This is a genomic window from Nocardiopsis sp. CA-288880, from assembly GCF_050955985.1.
Taxonomy (GTDB): Bacteria; Actinomycetota; Actinomycetes; order Streptosporangiales; family Streptosporangiaceae; genus Nocardiopsis; species Nocardiopsis tropica.
Window position 1 is genome coordinate 2,806,528 of sequence record NZ_CP192105.1, and the last position, 17,390, is coordinate 2,823,917.

General features: G+C 72.5%; 14 protein-coding genes. 7 read left to right on the forward strand and 7 right to left on the reverse strand.

Annotated elements, in window-relative coordinates; genetic code table 11:
- Window positions 1-654: 654 nt before the first annotated feature.
- Window positions 655-1,131, reverse strand: coding sequence for a MarR family winged helix-turn-helix transcriptional regulator (locus ACQPYD_RS11920; RefSeq protein ID WP_433701038.1), 477 nt, complete (start codon window positions 1,129-1,131; stop codon window positions 655-657).
- Window positions 1,132-1,354: 223 nt separating this feature from the next.
- On the opposite strand from ACQPYD_RS11920, the gene ACQPYD_RS11925 reads away from it, so the two are divergent.
- From ACQPYD_RS11925 to ACQPYD_RS11935, 3 genes are all read left to right on the forward strand, one after another.
- The gene (locus tag ACQPYD_RS11925) at window positions 1,355-3,172 is read left to right on the forward strand and encodes a flavin-containing monooxygenase (RefSeq protein WP_433701039.1); all 1,818 of its coding nucleotides are present in this window, start codon (window positions 1,355-1,357) and stop codon (window positions 3,170-3,172) included.
- Window positions 3,173-3,201: 29 nt separating this feature from the next.
- The gene (locus ACQPYD_RS11930) at window positions 3,202-4,233 is read left to right on the forward strand and encodes an SMP-30/gluconolactonase/LRE family protein (RefSeq protein ID WP_433701040.1); all 1,032 of its coding nucleotides are present in this window, start codon (window positions 3,202-3,204) and stop codon (window positions 4,231-4,233) included.
- Window positions 4,234-4,820: 587 nt separating this feature from the next.
- Complete coding sequence (locus tag ACQPYD_RS11935) at window positions 4,821-6,086, forward strand: pyroglutamyl peptidase (RefSeq protein WP_433702030.1); 1,266 nt, start codon at window positions 4,821-4,823, stop codon at window positions 6,084-6,086.
- Between the two features lie 46 nt (window positions 6,087-6,132).
- Here ACQPYD_RS11935 and ACQPYD_RS11940 read toward each other — a convergent pair whose 3' ends face one another.
- The 4 genes from ACQPYD_RS11940 to ACQPYD_RS11955 form a co-directional block, all read right to left on the reverse strand.
- Window positions 6,133-7,083: a DUF1177 domain-containing protein gene (locus ACQPYD_RS11940; protein ID WP_433701041.1), complete on the reverse strand. Its 951-nt coding sequence runs from the start codon at window positions 7,081-7,083 to the stop codon at window positions 6,133-6,135.
- 140 nt (window positions 7,084-7,223) lie between these two features.
- On the reverse strand, window positions 7,224-7,865 hold the full coding sequence (locus tag ACQPYD_RS11945; RefSeq protein ID WP_433701042.1) for an aspartate/glutamate racemase family protein: 642 nt from the start codon (window positions 7,863-7,865) through the stop codon (window positions 7,224-7,226).
- Complete coding sequence (locus tag ACQPYD_RS11950; RefSeq protein ID WP_433701043.1) at window positions 7,862-8,569, reverse strand: AroM family protein; 708 nt, start codon at window positions 8,567-8,569, stop codon at window positions 7,862-7,864. Before ACQPYD_RS11950 ends, ACQPYD_RS11945 begins: the two co-directional genes overlap by 4 nt.
- A gap of 14 nt (window positions 8,570-8,583) precedes the next feature.
- Window positions 8,584-10,233: an OPT/YSL family transporter gene (locus tag ACQPYD_RS11955; RefSeq protein WP_433701044.1), complete on the reverse strand. Its 1,650-nt coding sequence runs from the start codon at window positions 10,231-10,233 to the stop codon at window positions 8,584-8,586.
- A 214-nt stretch (window positions 10,234-10,447) separates the two neighbouring features.
- Here ACQPYD_RS11955 and ACQPYD_RS11960 point away from each other — a divergent pair, with 214 nt between their 5' ends.
- Window positions 10,448-11,299, forward strand: coding sequence for an IclR family transcriptional regulator (locus tag ACQPYD_RS11960; protein WP_433701045.1), 852 nt, complete (start codon window positions 10,448-10,450; stop codon window positions 11,297-11,299).
- A 9-nt stretch (window positions 11,300-11,308) separates the two neighbouring features.
- Entirely contained in the window at window positions 11,309-12,067 is a 759-nt protein-coding gene (pepE, locus tag ACQPYD_RS11965; RefSeq protein WP_433701046.1) for a dipeptidase PepE, read from the forward strand.
- Window positions 12,068-12,298: 231 nt separating this feature from the next.
- Here pepE and ACQPYD_RS11970 read toward each other — a convergent pair whose 3' ends face one another.
- A complete protein-coding gene (locus tag ACQPYD_RS11970; RefSeq protein WP_433701047.1) occupies window positions 12,299-12,688 on the reverse strand; it encodes a DUF2267 domain-containing protein in 390 nt (129 codons plus the stop codon).
- A gap of 266 nt (window positions 12,689-12,954) precedes the next feature.
- On the opposite strand from ACQPYD_RS11970, the gene gntD reads away from it, so the two are divergent.
- The gene (gene gntD, locus ACQPYD_RS11975) at window positions 12,955-13,986 is read left to right on the forward strand and encodes a guanitoxin biosynthesis L-enduracididine beta-hydroxylase GntD (protein ID WP_433701048.1); all 1,032 of its coding nucleotides are present in this window, start codon (window positions 12,955-12,957) and stop codon (window positions 13,984-13,986) included.
- 900 nt (window positions 13,987-14,886) lie between these two features.
- A complete protein-coding gene (locus ACQPYD_RS11980; RefSeq protein WP_433702031.1) occupies window positions 14,887-15,315 on the forward strand; it encodes a DUF4259 domain-containing protein in 429 nt (142 codons plus the stop codon).
- Between the two features lie 177 nt (window positions 15,316-15,492).
- Here ACQPYD_RS11980 and ACQPYD_RS11985 read toward each other — a convergent pair whose 3' ends face one another.
- The gene (locus ACQPYD_RS11985; RefSeq protein ID WP_433701049.1) at window positions 15,493-17,247 is read right to left on the reverse strand and encodes a stealth family protein; all 1,755 of its coding nucleotides are present in this window, start codon (window positions 17,245-17,247) and stop codon (window positions 15,493-15,495) included.
- Window positions 17,248-17,390 lie beyond the last annotated feature (143 nt).

The window sequence follows — 17,390 nt, forward strand, 5'->3', positions numbered from 1 at the left end:
CCGTGCCGCCGTGTTTCGCCGGTTCCGGCGCCGACCGCATGGGGAGGTATCCCCGTGAGGTGGAGGGGAAAACCGCGGGGGTGGTGGAATTCCCCCTCCGATTTTTCGGCCCTCCGCGCGGAGGGGGCCGGAAAGGGATTTTCGCCGGTGGGAATGGCGTGCGGTCGATGTGTTTCCCGAGCGTGCGTGCGGAGGGTTGGAAACCGGGGGGTGGCGCGGCCTCGCGCCGACCTCGACCGAGGGCCCGTGTGGCAAGGACTGTCGCAGGTGGAGCCTGGGGCGCTGGTCCTGTTTGAGGCGGTCCGGGGGTCCCCTTTCCGGCTTCGCCGGAATACCCTTGTGCGGGAATCCCGGAGCGGACCCCACTGTCGAACGGAGACCCCGGTAAGCGGTGCGGTCGCCCGAAAGAGCGAAAATTTCGGGCTGTCCGTTGTTTTTCCCGGGCTGCCTCAAGAACAAATCGGTCTTCTTGTGTATATTGTCGGTCGAATTAAGCGGTGTATGGCAGGAAGGAAAGAGGGCTGACGCGTGCGGCGGCACGGAGAACCGGTCGTTCCGCGCGCGGCCCCGCCCCTCCGCCGCCCTCCGGCCGTGCGGGGCGGGCGCCGCCGGGGGAGCGCGGGCCCGGGCCGCGTCCGGTGCGCCCCGCGGGGGTCAGTCCCGCTCGCCCATGAGGGAGATCTGCTCGCTGACCGCCCGGAAGCCCTGTTCGAGGGCGCGCAGGTCCTCCATGCGCAGGCGCATGAGGATGTCGCTGCGGAACGGCCGGGCCACCACCAGGCGCCGCACGACCGCGGCGCCGAGGGGGGTGGCGTGGACCCGGCGGACCCGGTGGTCGTGCGGGTCGGTCGAACGCGTGGCGACGCCCTGGGACACGAGCCGGTCGAGCAGTCCGGACATCGACGCCATGGACACGCCGAACGAGGCGGACAGGCTTCTCCCCGTCGCCCCCTCCTCGGTGGTGACCAGGATCATGAGCACTCTGAGCTGTGGGAGCGTGAGGTCCATCGAGAGCAGGTGCTGGAGGAGGGCGGCCAGGACGGCCTCCTCCATGGATCCGTTCAGGGTCTCGATCTCGTTCACGATGCGTTCGCGCTCGTGTTCGCCCTGTTCAGGCACCTCTTGCGGCATACCGCCATGATAGGACGCCCCGCGCGGGCCACCCCCCGACTCCAATACTTAGGGTGATGCTAACCTTTTTGCGCACGGATCACAGACCCCTCCGTCGCAGCGTGTGACGAACGCCCCGATCCCCCGCGGAGGCCCGGGGGTGGCACGGCCACCCCCGTGAGGACCTCCGGCCCCGCGCCCGCCGCCCCGCTGCGACACGTCGGCAACGAAGTGAGGACGGCACATGACCACAGCCTCCGGCGCGACCTCGAACATCGACGACCAGATCGAGGAGGTCGACCTCGAAGCGCTCCGGGCCAGATACGCCCGGGAGCGCGACCGCCGCATCCGCCCCGACGGGGCGACCCAGTACCGCACGGCCGCCGGCGAGTTCGGCTACTACGCGAAGGACCCGTACACCCCGCGCACCGAGCGCGAGGCGCTGACGGACACCGTGGAGGTGCTCGTCATCGGCGGCGGGTTCGGCGGACTCACCACCGGAGCGCGGCTGCGGCAGGCGGGCGTCGAGTCCCTCCGGATGATGGACGAGGCGGGCGACTTCGGCGGGACCTGGTACTGGAACCGCTACCCGGGCATCCACTGCGACATCGAGTCGTACTCCTACATGCCCCTGCTGGAGGAGGTCGGCTACGTGCCCAAGTGGCGCTACGCCCCCGGGGAGGAGATCCGGCAGCACGCGGTGGCGATCGCCGAGACCTTCGGCCTGTACCGCGACGCGCTGTTCCACACGCGGGTCACCGGCCTGGAGTGGGACGAGCAGGCGGACGAGTGGGTGGTCGAGACCGACCGCGGCGACCGCATGCGCGCCCGGTTCGTCATCACCTCCTCGGGCACGCTCACCCAGCCCAAGCTGCCCGGCATCCCCGGCATCGAGACCTTCCGGGGCCACACCTTCCACACGAGCCGGTGGGACTACGGCTACACGGGCGGCGACCAGGAGGGCGGGCTCGACGGCCTCGCGGACAAGAGGGTCGCGGTCGTGGGCACCGGGGCCACGGGCGTCCAGGTCATCCCGCACCTGGGACGCGACGCGCAGCACCTGTACGTGTTCCAGAGGACCCCCTCCTCGGTGGACGTGCGCGACAACCGGCCCACCGACCCGGAGTGGGCGGCGTCCCTGCGCCCGGGCTGGCAGCGCGAGCGCATGGAGAACTTCCTCGCGATCGTCTCCGGCGAACAGGTCGGGACCGACCTGACCCGGGACGGCTGGACGTCGACGGCGCAGCTCCAGCGCAAGATGATCACCGGCGCGCTGGACACCAGCCTCCCCCCGGAGGAGCGCGAGAGGATCGACGAACTCGTCGACGCGCGGAAGATGAACCAGATCCGGGCACGCGTGGACGAGGTCGTCGACGACCCGGCCACGGCCGAACTGCTCAAGCCCTGGTACCGCTACATGTGCAAGCGGCCCTGCTTCAGCGACCACTACCTCCAGACCTTCAACCGGCCCGACGTCACCCTCGTCGACACCGCCGACCACGGCGGCATCACGCGCATGACCGAGGACTCGATCGTCGTCGGGGACACCGAGTACCCCGTCGACTGCGTCGTCTTCGCCACCGGATTCGACGTCGGCCGCTCCGGGGTCATGTCCGGCACGCTGCCGGTGCGCGGGCGCGGCGGGCGGGGGCTGCTGGAGTCGTGGAGCCGCGGGCCCAGCACGCTGCACGGCTTCTACAGCAACGGGTTCCCCAACCTCTTCCACCTGGGCCCGCTGCAGAACGCGAACTCCGTCAACTTCGCGCACATCCTGCTGGAGCAGGCCGAGCACATCGCCGCCGTCGTCGCGGAGGCCCGCAAGAGCGGCGTCCCCGTGGTCGAGCCCTCGCAGGAGGCGGCCGACGACTGGGGCAGGACCGTCCGGGAGACGGCGCACGACAACTCCGCGTTCCAGGCCGAGTGCACGCCCGGCTACTACAACCGCGAGGGGGCCGGCGTCCACGGCGGCTCCTCCTACAGTCCTGGGCCCGTGGCCTTCCACCGGCTGCTCGGCGACTGGCGGAGCAGCAGCATCGGCGACGTCCTGGGAGCGAAGCCGTGACCCGCCCGCCCCGTCAGAAAGGGAACCGTATGGAACCGCACCGCCACGCGGGACGACGCACGGTGATCGCCCGCGCGCTTCCGGCACTCGTCCTCGCGGTCGCGGCGACGGGCTGCGCCGACGCCGCCGCCACCAGCACGGACGGCGAGGGGGACCGGACGGCCGAGCTGCTCGTCCAGGTCACCTCCGTCCACGAGGAGACGGGGATGACCCTCCTGGAGGGGCCGACCTTCGCCCCCGACGGAGGCCTCCTGGTCGTCGACGTCACCGCACCCGCCGGGGAGCCCAAGGTGCTCAGGGTGGACACCGGGTCCGCCGAGGTGGAACCGGTCTTCACGCAGGGGGACGGCGCGTACACGTCGGCCCAGTTCAGCCCGCTCGACGACCGGCTGTACCTGACGGACTTCGCCGGGGGGAGGATCGACAGCATCACCCCGGAGGGGGAGGACCACACCACGTTCTTCTCCGGGGACGTCGACGGGACGCCCATGCAGCCGGACGACCTGGCCTTCGACGAGGCGGGGAACATGTACGTCAGCGACTCGACCGGGTTCGGCGATCCGGCCTGGGAGCCCCGGGGCCGGGTCGTCAGGATCGACGGGGAGACGGCCGAGGCGACCGTCCTGGCGGACGAGCTCCCGGCGCCGAACGGCATCTCGTTCAGGGAGGACTTCGGGGGCCTCTGGGTCGGCCAGTACGCCGCGAACCGCGTCGACCACTACGAGCTCGACGAGGACGGGACCTCGGTGGCGACCTCCCACGCCGCCATCCACTTCGACGGCGGCACGAGCCGGATCGACTCCATCGCCGTCGACGCCGAGGGCAACCTCTACCAGGCGGTCCACGGTCAGCCGAGCATCTTCGTGTACAGCTCGACGGGTGAGCACCTGGCGACGGTGAGCGTGCCGTCCGACGACGCCGAGGGCCTGGAGTCGGCGACCAACGTCGCCATCGCGCCGGGCACGACCGACGCGTACATGACCGTGAGCGGCGAGGACGGCGGGTTCGTCTACTCGTTCGAGGCCCTGGGGGAGGGGATCCGCCAGTCCAACGGGGGCTGACCCCCGCAGGGGCGGGCGCCCGCCCCTGCGGCTCCGGGACGCGGGCCGGGGCCTTCGCGCGAAGGCCCCGGCCCGCGTCCCGTGGAAGGGACTTTCGGTCCGGTTGGGCTTTCCGGGAACCTGGCGGGCGAGTCCGCCCGGTCGCCCGGTGGGTCGCCGCCCCGCGGCCCCGGTTCCTGGTGTGTGGTCGGCCGCCGGAACGAGGGGACTCGCATTCGGCCACCCCGCCTCCAGCGCCCGGCCGATGCCCGGCCTCAGCGGGCTGGGCCCGGTCATGTCGGCCACCCGCGACTACCTGCACTCCCTCAACGCCGAGCCGGCCTGCACGGGTGTCTGCGCCGGAGCCCCGACCATCGCGTCCCTGATCGACCGCAGCGAGGTGGCCGCCGCGGCCGGGGCCGCCCCGACTTTCGTCGGCTCCGGCCGGAACGGGGCCGACGTTCGGGGGCGGTCGTCCCGGTACCCCCGGCCGATGTCCCGCACCGGTCCGTTCCCTAGCGTGGTGTGGCACCAGGAAGTGGAACGACCGGAAGGAACAGGACATCTTGTCGAACAGGTCACAGAGCCGCAGCGGAGCGGGCGCGCGTATCCGGCAGGCGGGCCCCCGTGTCGCCGCCTCGGCGCTCATCCTGGCCCCCGCCCTCGCCCTGGCCGCCCCGGCGCAGGCCGAGCGGACGCCCGCATGCCTCGGTGAGGAGGGCGCCACCGTCGAGGAGGCGCGGATCACCGGAGAGGTCCCGCAGGAGATCCTGGCCAGATCCGGGTTCGCCGCGGACGTGGACCGCTTCACCGAGGAGCTGTGCGCGGCGTCCGGCACGGACGAGGCGGGCGAGATCGTCGCGCGCCACGCCGACGCGCTCTGGCGCAAGGCGGTGGACCGCGTCCGCGGGACCGGGGCCGTCGAGGGGGACCTCAGCGCCGGGGACGACCGGCCGCTCTACTGGGCGCGGCTCGGCATGACCTCGGCCCTCCACCGCTGGGAACCGGGCTTCGATCTGGCCGGGGCCGACCGTGAGGCTCTCGTGGCCGACATGGACCGCCGCTCCCGCGGCCAGGACGACGCCGGCTTCGCCGAGGACCCGGGCGGCCCCGGGGTGTCCCGCGTCGTCGTGACCGGGTTCGACCCGTTCCAGCTCGACAACGACATCCGCCAGGCCAACCCCTCCGGTGCGGCCGCCCTCGCCCTGGACGGAGCGGTGATCGAGACCGGCGACGGCGTCGCGGTCGTCGAGGCGATGCTCTTCCCGGTGCGCTGGCGCGACTTCACCGACGGCATGGTCGAGCACGCCCTCCTGCCGCACTACACCGGCGACCGGCCGGCCGACGCGGTCATCACCGTCAGCCAGGGCCGGGACGGCCGGTTCGACCTGGAGGCGCACAACGGCGCCTGGCGCGGCGGCGCCGCGGACAACGAGTCGGTCGGCACGCCGGAGACGGCCCCCATCCCCGACGGCGTCCCCACCGTCACCCCCCAGCCGCAGTGGTCCGACTCCTCCCTGGACCACCCGTCCATCATCGGGGAGACCGGCGGGGCGCCCTTCCCCGTGGTCGACAACACCCAGGTGACCGAGATCCCCGCGGGCGGGACCGCGCCGGTGGTGCGCCCGGACGGGCCCACGCCCGGCTCCGAGGCGCGGGCCGGCGGTGGGGGCGACTACCTCTCCAACGAGATCGCCTACCGCAACACCCTGCTGCGCGACGCCACCGGCCTGGACATCCCGGCCGGGCACGTGCACACGCCGATCCTGCACTTCGGGTCCGGCGGCGGCGTCACCGACCCCGAGTTCGAGGAGAACCGCGCGGCGATCGCCGGCCAGGTCGAGGACATCGTCGCGGCCGCCGTCCGGCCGTGACCGCCGGGGGCGGGCGTCCCCACGGGCGCCCGCCCCCGCGACCCCCTCAGGAACCGGCGGGCGCGCCCGCGCCGCGCAGGTGGGACATGCTGCCGTACAGGTCCTGGAGCCGCCGCACCTCCTCGGCGTCGACGAAGTGCGCGATGCCGCGGCCGTAGTCCTTGGCCGTCTCGACGGCGAACCGCACGGCGGTCTCCACGCTGCGCAGGTCGGTGGCCCCGGTGGCCGACCCGGCCACGGCGGTCTCGGTCACGATGGCCACGCCCACGACCGGCGCGGCGGTGGCCGTCGCCGGCTGCAGGATCGAGTTCACGTGGTAGACGCCGTTGCCGTACGGGGTGATGTCCTGCATGGTCAGCGGCATGACGACCGGGGCGCGGCCGGTGGTGCGGGAGACGATGTCCAGCAGGGTCTCCGGGACGCGGACGATCCACCCGTCGACCACGGCCGGGGTGATGGCGATGCCGTGGTGGTTGCACACCCGGTTGCCCTTGGTGGTGTCCACGGACAGGATCGCGTCCATGGCGGGCAGGACCTCGTGCCGGTTGCTGACGTCCTGGTCCACGACCGATCCCATGAACGGGACCGGGTCGTGGGGCTGGGTCGGGGCGTCGGGGTCGATGTGGGTGGCCACGACGACGTCGCCCGGGAGGGCGTCGCCCCGGCGGCGCATGTCCAGGAGCTTGGCGGCCGCGGCGACGGCGGTCAGGGCGCCGTCGCCGTCGCTGACGAAGCCGATCTGCTCCGGGCGCGCGCCCAGGCCGCCGAGGCGGCCGAGGATGCCCAGGGTGGGGGCCGAACCGCCCGACGACGCGCCGTCGGTGCCGGGGATCGTCACCCGGACGAAGTCGGTGGACCCCCCCTCGCCCTGGACGGTCTCGACGGCGACCTCGCCGTCGGCCGCCCCGTGGCGGCGCAGGTACTCCGCGACGGACGCCCCGTCCGCGGTCGGGGTGTCGAGCAGGTCGTGGGTCTCGATGACGTGGCTCCAGGACATGGGTGCCTCTCTCGGTCGGTGGCGGGCCGCCTGGCCCGGGCGGGCGGTACGACCGGTGCGGACACCGGTCGCGGCGGTCCTTCGGGACGGTGCCGGCCGCGCGTCCGGAGCGCGGCCGACGGGACTGTGGGGGACGGGCGTCAGCCGCCCGCAGCCCGTACGGCGGCCCGCGCCCCGGCGCGGACGGCGTCCACGACGGGGACGCCGACCTCGTCGGCGAGCCGGGCGTACAGGCCGATGGTGGTCATGCCGGTGCACGCGAACATCAGGGTGTCCGCGCCCATGGCGACCAGGCGTTCGGCGGCCTCGACCGAGGCGGCGAACCCCGCCGCGGTGGCCAGGTCGCGGGTGCGCCGCACGCCCTCGGGCACGAGCGCGGCCACGCGCGCGGACCCGAGCACGGCGGTGACCGACTCCGGGGTGCGCGTGGTCAGGTCCAGGACGCCGATCCGTGAGCCCAGTTCCAGGGCCCTGCGGGCCGCGGACTCCCCGGCGCCGACCACGGGGACGCCGACCGCGGCGCGCGCCCGGGACAGCCCCGGGTCCGCGGCGCAGCTGACGAGCAGCGCGTCCACGCCGTCCTCGCGCTCCATGCGCGCGGCCAGGCCGGCGACCTTGCCCGCGGCGAGGGCGAAGGTCGCGTCGTCGTGCACCCCGTCCGGCTGGTCGGGCAGGCACCGCGAGACGGTGTCCACGCCCAGCTCCTCCCGGATGACACGGCCGTGGTCGTCCAGCCGCTCCCCGTCGTCGGTGGTGACCACCCGGATGACGCCGATCCTCATACCGCCGCCTCCGCCCGCGCGTCGAGGGAGTCCAGGACCTCCGAAGCCAGGCGCACGCAGACCGACCGTGCCAGGACCACCGGCAGCCCCGAGGCGGCGGCCGCGCGGGCGCGCATCTCCTCCGTGTAGCCGATGCAGTCCAGGGCCAGGAGGTCGGCGCCCCCCTCCGCGAGGCGCCGCGCGGAGGCGGCGAGCTCCTCCGGGGTACCGGTGTAGGGGGAGCAGGCGTCGGTGAGGACCCGCGCCCCGGAGGGGAGGCGGCGGCCGAACTTCGCCTCGGTGTCCGCCCGCTGCTCGGGCAGGGGGCACACCACGCCCACGCATCCGGTGTCGCCGAGCAGGGCCGCGGCTCCGAAGGCGATCAGCCGGTCCGGCACGAAGAGCGGCTTGGAGTGCTCCAGCTCCGGGAAGGCGCCGGTGCAGGCGAGCAGCACCGCGTCGACCTCGCGCTCCAGGTCCGCGAGGACGCCGGGAAGCCGCTCCATGACCAGTGACTCGCCCAGGACGACGGAGGAGCCGTCGGCCAGGCGGGTGGTGAGGGCGTGGTCGTCCGGCGCGACCGGCCGCGCCTCGATCTCGGCGCGGGTGAGGCCGTCGAGCACACCGCGCTCGACGACGACGGCCTCCGGGACCAGGGCGGTCAGCTCCGGCGTCAGGTCCGGGCGCGGCGCCTGGCCGATGGTGAGGACTCCGAGGCGTGTCATGGTTCCTCCGGGTTTCAGCGGCTGAAGATGGTGCCGACGGAGTGGACGGAGTCGCCGGCGATGAGGCCGGCGCCGACGAGGGCGATCTCCTGCTCGCCCTTCTCGCCGCGGCGGCGCTCCCACACGAGGCGGATCGCCAGCCCGGCCAGGACCAGCCATCCGGCGTTGGGCGTGGCCACGAGCAGGCCGGTGGCGAGCAGCACGCCCATCTGCCGGCGGGGCCCGCCCAGGAACTGCACGACGGCGCCGGGCACGGCCCACAGCGCGAGCTGGAGCAGGACGGACGGGTCGGTCAGGCCGGCCTCGATGGTGTCGGCGTAGACGATCGAGGTCGGCGGCACGGCGCCGTCCGCGAACAGGCCCTGCCACAGCAGCGCGACCATGCCGATCGCGACGGCGAACCCGATCATGGAGGAGAAGAGCTGCTGGCGGCGCCCGTCCAGCTCGTACGCGGTGTAGGGGCGGCGGTCGCGGCGCAGGACCCAGCCCGCCTTGAAGTCGTAGCCCATGTCCGCGAAGGCGGGGCCGGTGGCCGCGCAGTAGCCGACGAGCAGGGCCAGCGGGACCCCGGGGATGCCGAGGGCCAGGCCCAGGATGAGGAAGATCAGGGTGACCGCGAAGGCGGGGAACCAGCCCGCGTGCATGGCGGCCAGGCCGACGATGAGCTCGTGGACCAGGGCGGCCACGGCGGCGAACAGGACGAACCCGACGATGCCCAGCCAGCTCATGTCCGCCCAGATGCCGCCGGTGACCGCGAGCACGAGGGCGCCCAGGGCGAACAGGACGTAGCCCGAGCCCAGGGCCCGGCCCAGCGTGGCCCGGTCGACCGTGTAGGCCAGGGAGGGGTCGTCCTGGGCCGCCCGCTCGCGGGCCGCCTCGCGCTCGGCCTCCCGGCGGCCCTGCCGTCCGGCGAGGATGACGACGATCTGCACCAGGGCGACCACGCCCGCGCCGATCATGACGCCGTGCGGCACGTAGACCGCGTTGAGGTCGACCCCGATCACCGCGGGGGAGTACTGGGCGACGAGCAGGCCCACGGCGAACATGAGCAGCGCCCAGACGTTGCCGATCATCGCGATGCCCGCCGCCGACATCGGCATCCCCAGGAAGGACGCCCCGAGCCCCACGACGCCGCCGCCCACCAGGACGGCGGCCTGGCGCCCGCCCTTGTCCCCGGCCTTGATGGTCTCGGCGGCGGCGACACCGGGGGGCCAGGCGGCGTCGGCCGGCAGGAACCGGGAGCCGAACGCCTTGTACAGCACGAACACGTCGATGAGCAGGCCCAGGGACGCCCCCAGCAGCATCGGCCACACCAGGTCCGGCCGGCCGAAGAGGAACGGGATGGCGATCGGGGTGAGCAGCGAGTTCGCCGCGGCGAAGGTCGCGCCCGAGATCGAGGACTGGACGAGGTTCTGCCGGTGCGTGTCGCGGAAGGACCGCAGTCCCAGGAACCCGGCCCGGCCGATGAGCATGGCGACGACGGCGCCGATGACGCTCGTGTTGGGGGAGACCCCGAGCGTCGTGATCATGTGGATGCCGATGACCGCTCCGAGGAGGCTCACCAGGACGGTGACGATCACGACGACGGGCTCGAACGCCCGCGGGTGGCGCGCGCCCTCCGAAGTCTGCGGTTCTGTGGACGAACCGGGTGCCGAGGGTTCCATGTGTGTCCTTCGGGGATGGCTCGCGTCCGGCGGGGACGGAGTGTCGCTGGTCGGAGGCCTGCGGGGCGCGGATGCCGCGCCCCGGCCCGTCACGCACAGGCTGCCCCCCGTTCACCCGCCGAGGCAAAGGTTTCCCACTATGTGGGAGTTAAGATCACATTGCGATCCCTTGGAACAGGGCCCCCGGCCCAGCGGCGCGCATAGGGTGAGCCCCATGTCCACCGGACCCACGGAACGCACCGGCCCCCTCCAGACGGTCGACCGCGCGCTCGACGTCCTCCTCAGCTTCGACGAGTACCGCACGAGCTGGGGCGTCATGGAACTCGCCGAGGAGTTCGGCCTGGCCAGGTCGACCGCCCAACGGCTCCTCGCCTCCCTCGCCGGCAAGGGGTTCCTGCGCGCCGACCCCGACACCCGCCGCTACGGCATGGGCCCCGCCATGTGGCGCATGGCCGGGCTGTGGGAGCGGTCCGGCGGACTCTCCGCCCTGGCCGAGCCCCTGCTCGCCGAACTGGCCCGCACCAGCGGGCGGACCTCCCTGTTCTGCGTCCCCGACGGCGCCCACGTGCGCTGCATCGCCGCCGTCAGCGGCTCCGAGGGGCCGCGCCGGTCGCACCCCTTCGTCGACGAGCTCTACCCCGCCCACGCGGGAGCCACCTCCCGCGCCTACTTCGCCTTCCTCGACCCGGCCGAGCGCAGGGCCCTGCTGGCGGGCCGCCCCTCCGCCCGCTTCTCCGACCTCACGCCGTTCGACGAGCGCGAGGTCGAGGAGCTCTTCGACACGGCCGTCGAACAGGGGTACGCGCTCTCCCAGGGCGAGTACGACGCCGCCTCCCGCGCGCTCGCCGTCCCCGTGTTCGGCGGCAAGCGCCCCGTCGGCTCCGTGACCCTGGTCGAGAACAAGTACTCCGACCACGACGACGACCTGCTCGACCACCTGGCGCCGCTGCGCGCCTCCGCCGACGAGCTCACCGGGCTGCTCTCCAACCGGCGCCCGGCACCGCCCACCCGCAGGTGGAGGCGGGGGCACGGCTCCCGCCCCTCCCCGCGCCCGACCGCTCCCTGAAGGGGGACCATGCCCGAGCTGCTGCTCCTCTCCAACTCGACCAACCACGGCCGCGACTACCTCGACCACGCGTGGACGGACGTGGAGGCCTTCCTCGACGGCCGTGACGAGATCGCGTTCGTGCCGTTCGCCGGGGGCGACCACGACGCCTACACCGCGCGGGTGGCCGAGGCCTTCGCCGCCCGCGGGGTCCGCGTCACCGGGGTCCCGGCCGACGCCGGGGCCGCGCGCGTCCTCGACCGCGCGCAGGCGGTCTTCGTGGGCGGGGGCAACACGTTCCGCCTGGTGGCCGCCCTCCAGCGCACCGGGATCATGGGGGAGCTGCGCGACCGCGTCCTGGCGGGCCTGCCCTACATGGGGGCGAGCGCGGGCACCAACATCACCGCGCCCACGCTGCGCACCACCAACGACATGCCCATCGTCGAGCCGGAGTCGTTCGCCGCGCTGGGGTTCGTGCCGTTCCAGATCAACCCGCACTACCTGGACGCCGACCCGCGGTCGACGCACAACGGCGAGACCCGCCTGACCCGGCTGACGGAGTTCCTGGAGGCCAACGACGTCGATGTGCTCGGCCTGCGGGAGGGCGTCCACCTGCGGGTGGAGGGCGCGGGGACGGACGTGGTCCGGGCGACCCTCGGCGGCGCCGCGGTGCAGCCGGACGCCCCGGGCCCGGCGATCGTCTTCCGCCGCGGCACGGAGCCCTTCGAGGTGTCGGGCGAGGTGACCGACCTGTTCGCCCGCACGCCCCGCTTCGACCACCCGGCCTGAGGCGGGCGGCACAGGGCTCCTCCGCCGCTTCCGCGGCACCGGTCCCCGTCCGGCGTCCCGCGGGCCGGGCCCGTCCGTGCCCCGCCGAACGCGCGAACTCCCGGACGCGGTCCCTGCCGGCCCGTTCCGCTGTGACGGCGGAACACCAGCGGACGCCGGGCGGGCGCCGACCGGCGGCGGAGGAGCCGGCGGGCTGCCGGGCACGGCTGGAGACGGGCGCGGCCCGTGCCCTCAGGACAGACCGGCCCTGCCGAACAGCGGGGCGTAGCCGGACGGCAGGTGGCTCAGGAGCTGGTTCAGCTCCCCGCCGGAGACGTTCTCGGCCACCGCCGTCAGGACCGCCCCCGCGTCATGCCTCGCGGTGTCCTCCCGCGAACCGGTCCGCTCCGCGACCCGGCGGCAGAACTCCTCGGTTCCGAAGGCGTGGGCTCCGGGCTGCCCGGCCTCCCGGAGTTCCGCCCCCAGCGGGTCCGGCAGCTGCGCGGCCAGCTTGTCGACGGACTCGTCCGGCAGGCGGGTCGCGAGCACGGCGAGCACCTCCTCCGTCACCTGCGCCGCCTCGCGATTGTCCTGGTACTCCCCGAGCTCGCGTACCTCGGCCACAAACTCGTCGTAGCGCATGGTCCACCTCGCCTCACATCGGAGTCGCGACTGTTCTCCCTGTACGGGCCCCTGCCCGGGCGGGCGGGGGCCGAACCGCCTTCGCGCCGCGCGGTCGCCCCGCACGGGTGTGCGCCGACCAGCGCCGGGGCCGGACCCCCGGACCCGGGGCCGGACCCACGGACCGCGGCGTTGCGCGCCCGGTCTTCCGCTGTTCCGGGTGATGCTTGTCCTGCGGCACGCGGACGGGCGGAGCCGCCGGGCGCGCAGACCACCTGGAGGAGACGGTGAGCACCACGCCGACGGACGACATCGCCGTCCACTACCGTTTGACGCCCGCCGAGGCCGACGAGATCGGGGCGGCCCTCCGGGAGGCGGCAGAGCTCTGCGGGCCCCCGCCCACGGACCCGGTGTTCTACGAGCGGAACTGGGCGCTCCACGACTCCCTGCCCCGCGGGCTCCGCCTGTTCCTGGAGCGGTTCCGCCGCACGGAGGAGGCCGCGGCCTGCTGCGTCCACGGCTTCCCCGTGGACGACGGGACCGTCGGCCCGACGCCCCGGCACTGGAGGAACGCGGACGCGGGTCCGACCCACCCGCAGGAGCTCTTCCTGGCCATGTGCGCCCTGGCCCTGGGGGATCCCTTCACCTGGTCCACGCTCCAGGAGGGCAGGATGGTCCAGGACATCTTCCCGGTCCGGGGGGACGAGCTGCGCCAGAGCGGCCACGGCAGCGAGGCCCTCCTGGAGTTCCACACCGAGGACGGGTTCCACCCCGGCCGTGCCGACTACCTGCTGCTGTTCGGGATCCGCAACCGGGACGACGTCCCCACGGTCCTGTCCTCGGTGCGGGACGTGAAGCTGGACGCCGGGACCGCCCGTGTGCTCTCCGAGCCTCGTTTCCTGATCGTGCCCGACGACGAGCACGTGCGGCAGCTGCGCACGCACGACCCCGACCACCCCGCGCTGGAGCGCGTGCTCGGGATGCGGGACCGGCCCCAGCCCGTCCCCGTGCTGTTCGGCGCGGACGCGGCGCCGTACCTGCGCATCGACCGGCCGTTCATGCGCTGCGTCGGCGACGACCCCGTCGCCGAGCGGGCGCTCGACGACCTCATGGAGGAGCTGGAGCGCGTGCAGCACTCCGTCGTGGTCGGCCCCGGGACGCTGATGGTGGTGGACAACTACCTGGCCGTCCACGGCCGCAAGCCGTTCCGCAGCCGCTACGACGGCACCGACCGCTGGCTGAAGCGGATGATCGTGAGCCGCGACATCCGCAGGTCGGCCGCGCACAGGATGCCGCAGAGCCGCAGGGTCCTGGCCTGACCGGCCGGGCCGCCGGAGGTGTGCGCCCGGCCCCCGGTCGTGCGCGCACCCCTGTCAGCGGGGTCGAGGGGCCGCCGCGTACGCGGCGAGGCCGTCGGCCATGACCTGCAGGAAGCGGTGCGGGCCCACGGGTACCACCGCCCGGAGGGGCCGGAGCATCGCCCGGAGCGACCGGCTCTGTGTCGTCGCCGTGGGATACAACGGACGGATCCGCCTTCCACGACTGTCGCGAGGTACCCCCCGATGCGCCGCCGCACTCGTGGAGACCGGCGGTGCGTGCCAGGATCGTTTATTGCCCGCCACCCGATGTCGGATTCCGGCGCTGGGCCATAACTGCACCGCGGCGCCCACGGGCTGCAGTGCCCCTGTCCGAGGAGGATCAGGAAATGGTCGTTTATGCTTCTGGTGGGTTTTCCGCCAGGGTGAAGTCAATGGGGTTCCATGAAAAACAACCTGGGTTTCGGGGTGAACGGAAATGTGAAAGCGAGAAGCCTCTGGTTCGGGCTGAGGGTGGGTGAGGGGCGCATTGATGAGAGAGGTATGGGAAAAATTCCGACCAGAATCATTTTTTGAGTTCGGTTTTCCTTATCCGGGGAGCTCTCGTGCGGATGACGTTCGGGGTCGGTGAACACCCCAACACTCATGCAGGTCATCGATGAACTGGATCGTCAGGTGCTTCCCTTTCGGCCCGAAGAGCTGGAGATCTCCTTTCTTCTCTCGGATGACCTTGAGGCCGCCAAGGGCTTCGCGGGCGGCCATGCCAGGCACCGATCCGGAGTCCGGGGCCTACGAACACGGCGAGGACGTTCCTGGGCCGTTGGTGCCCGGAGGATGGGCCGCCCGTGGAGCCCGGTGTAATCTACGCGCGACTTTCTGGACGGATGGAGGTGAGTGGGCGACATGAGCGCTTCCGGTGCAGGCCCCTTCGAGAACGACTCGGCGATGGATCTGCTCGATGAGTTGCGAGAACTTGCTGAGGACGAGGTGATCGATGCGCTGCGTGAGGCGTTATCAGCCACGACTGAGGTGGAACCCGGAGGATATCTGGATCGCGACCTGGCTGAGTCGGCGGTAGCTGCTGCGGCTGTCGCTTTGGCGAAGATCAAGGGAAGAGGCGATGTTCTCGAAGAAGTGGGACTGTTGGATGTCTTGCCCGATATCCCTTCCTCCTTCACCCCTGTGGTAGTTTCGGCTCTTTCAAGGGTGCTGGAAGAGGATTCCGAGGCATATGGCCTGTGGGTCGATGCTGGCCGCGGAGACGAGTGGAAGACCGAAGTGGTACGTCTCCTGAACGAAGCGGTCGAGACCACTCAAGGCGAATCAGGCTGACGGTGGCCAGATTATTCCGCTGCCTCATCTGGGACAAGTCGTGCAGAAGTCAGAAGCCCCACCGGAGAACTCCGATGGGGCTTCCTACACGTTTGACGGCAACGTCGGCGGACCACGACTCCGGAGGGCCGTGCCCCCATCGCCGTACGGGTACCCGAGACGCCCGGGCCGGTCAGGTCATGCGGTGGGCTTCTCGAACCGGGAGGGGAGGGGGAAGCGTGACTCCAGGTACCCCTGGACCATGCGTTCGACAGACTCCTTGGCCTCGGGAGGGGTGTCGAAGTCGTTGAGGCAGAAGAAGTCCACCTCCTCCGCGGCGTCCAGCGCGGCGAGTCTGTCCGGGGCCTCGGGCGAGCCGATGTCGATGTAGCGCATCCGGAACTCACCGGCCACCCCACGCCCGGTGAGCAGCGCGTAGTGGTGGTGCATCGTGGAGGTGAAGCCCACGTCGGACAGCTCCCGGAAGCGTGAGCGCCCGGTGCGCTCCACGTCCTCGCGGTAGCGCTTCTCCAGCTCCAGCATGACCTCGCGGATCTGCGGGTGCGGGACGTGCTTGAGCTTGTGCGTGATGTGGCGGCCGAAGGAGTCCTCGAACAGGGCCCGTACGTTCTTGCCGGCCGAGTTGGGCGCGACCTCCCCGGGAATGGGCCGGCCGGCCCCGAACTGGTGGGTGGAGAAGGGCAGCTGGGCGATGCCGTTGGCGTGGAAGAACTGCTCGGCGCTCACCGGGCGGCCCAGAAACACGTCGTCGTTGAAGTACAGGTACCGCTCCGACAGCCCCGGGATACGGTGCAGGCGTGTTTCGATGGCGTGGGAGTTGAAGGTGGGAAGCGCCTCGCGGTCGGCGAAGATCTCGGTGTGGTCGACCACGGTGATGCCGGGGGCGTCGCGATCCAGCCAGGCGGGGACCTGGTCGTCGGTGACCACGAAGACGTTGCGCACGAACGGCGCGTACATCTCCAGGGAGCGCAGCGAGTACCGCAGTTCCTCGCGGTCGGTGAAGCGGGAGGCGTTGTCGGCCGTCCCGGGAGCGTCCGTCGGCCCCTCGCCCCGGTGGAGGGCGCGCTTGGCGGCGTGGGCGGGGTCGGCGCCGTCGACCCAGGTGTAGACCACGTCCACGGGGAAGTCGACCTCGTCCACGAGCTTCCAGGTGAAGGGCTCGAAGGTCGGGTGCTCGCGCCCGGAGACGGTGAGGGTGGCGGGCTTGCGCTGGTCGGCCGGGAGCACGTCGGCCACCCGGTTGCGGCGCGGGGCCACCAGGCAGTCCGCCAGGGCGTCACGGGGGACCACGGTGCGCAGCCGGGACAGGACCTGCTCGGCGTCCTCGCGTTCCAGGACGGCGGAGCCGTCGCGCCAGAACTCCACGTCGCACCCGTACTCGAACCCGCCCAGGACCGTGCCCTGCGGAGAGAGCAGCTGCTCGGCGAAGCGGATGATGAGCCCGGACTTGATCGGCGCCGCGAGCGCGCCGTCGACGTAGGCGGAGAAGGCGGCGACGCTTCCCCTGGCCCCGGGCTTGACCGCGTACACGGCGCTGGTCCCGTAGAGGGCGCGCATGGAGTCCAGGAACCGCTTGCGCTCGGAGCGGTGGACGCCGACGACATGGCGCAGCGCCGACCTGCCGCGGACCAGGAAGTGGTCGACCCCGGCGGCCTCCAGGGCGTCGGTGACCAGGCGCAGGTTGTGCTCCGCGGCCTGGGAGGCGGTGAAGCGGTCCACGACCCGGCCCAGGAGTTCGGCGCCGTCCACGGTCAGGGAGCGCAGGGCGGGGTCGCTGCCGAGGAGTTCGGCGCGGCGCCGGGCGATCTTGGCCAGGCGCTTCTCCTCGGCGGCCTGTTCAGCGGCCTGGCGGCGTTCCTCCTCTCGGCGTGCGCGGGTCGCTGCGGGGAGGAGGCGTTCGCCGGCTCGCTCGATGCGAGAGGCCAGTGGCATGGGGGACCTTCTCGTGGGGTGGGGGAGTTGTTCTGTACCAGGACAGAGGAGCCTCGAAGGAACAGGGGTCTCATATGTGCACAGAGGTGACGAGTGAGGGGTCTGATCCGTTGACGCGGGACGGCGAGAAGTTGCCTCAGATG

Coding starts and splice junctions, on each gene's coding strand:
- ACQPYD_RS11920 (WP_433701038.1), bottom strand. CDS start 1,131: ATGCCGCAAGAGGTGCCTGAACAGGGCGAACACGAGCGCGAACGCATC.
- ACQPYD_RS11925 (WP_433701039.1), top strand. CDS start 1,355: ATGACCACAGCCTCCGGCGCGACCTCGAACATCGACGACCAGATCGAG.
- ACQPYD_RS11930 (WP_433701040.1), top strand. CDS start 3,202: ATGGAACCGCACCGCCACGCGGGACGACGCACGGTGATCGCCCGCGCG.
- ACQPYD_RS11940 (WP_433701041.1), bottom strand. CDS start 7,083: ATGTCCTGGAGCCACGTCATCGAGACCCACGACCTGCTCGACACCCCG.
- ACQPYD_RS11945 (WP_433701042.1), bottom strand. CDS start 7,865: ATGAGGATCGGCGTCATCCGGGTGGTCACCACCGACGACGGGGAGCGG.
- ACQPYD_RS11950 (WP_433701043.1), bottom strand. CDS start 8,569: ATGACACGCCTCGGAGTCCTCACCATCGGCCAGGCGCCGCGCCCGGAC.
- ACQPYD_RS11955 (WP_433701044.1), bottom strand. CDS start 10,233: ATGGAACCCTCGGCACCCGGTTCGTCCACAGAACCGCAGACTTCGGAG.
- ACQPYD_RS11960 (WP_433701045.1), top strand. CDS start 10,448: ATGTCCACCGGACCCACGGAACGCACCGGCCCCCTCCAGACGGTCGAC.
- pepE (WP_433701046.1), top strand. CDS start 11,309: ATGCCCGAGCTGCTGCTCCTCTCCAACTCGACCAACCACGGCCGCGAC.
- ACQPYD_RS11970 (WP_433701047.1), bottom strand. CDS start 12,688: ATGCGCTACGACGAGTTTGTGGCCGAGGTACGCGAGCTCGGGGAGTAC.
- ACQPYD_RS11980 (WP_433702031.1), top strand. CDS start 14,887: ATGAGCGCTTCCGGTGCAGGCCCCTTCGAGAACGACTCGGCGATGGAT.
- ACQPYD_RS11985 (WP_433701049.1), bottom strand. CDS start 17,247: ATGCCACTGGCCTCTCGCATCGAGCGAGCCGGCGAACGCCTCCTCCCC.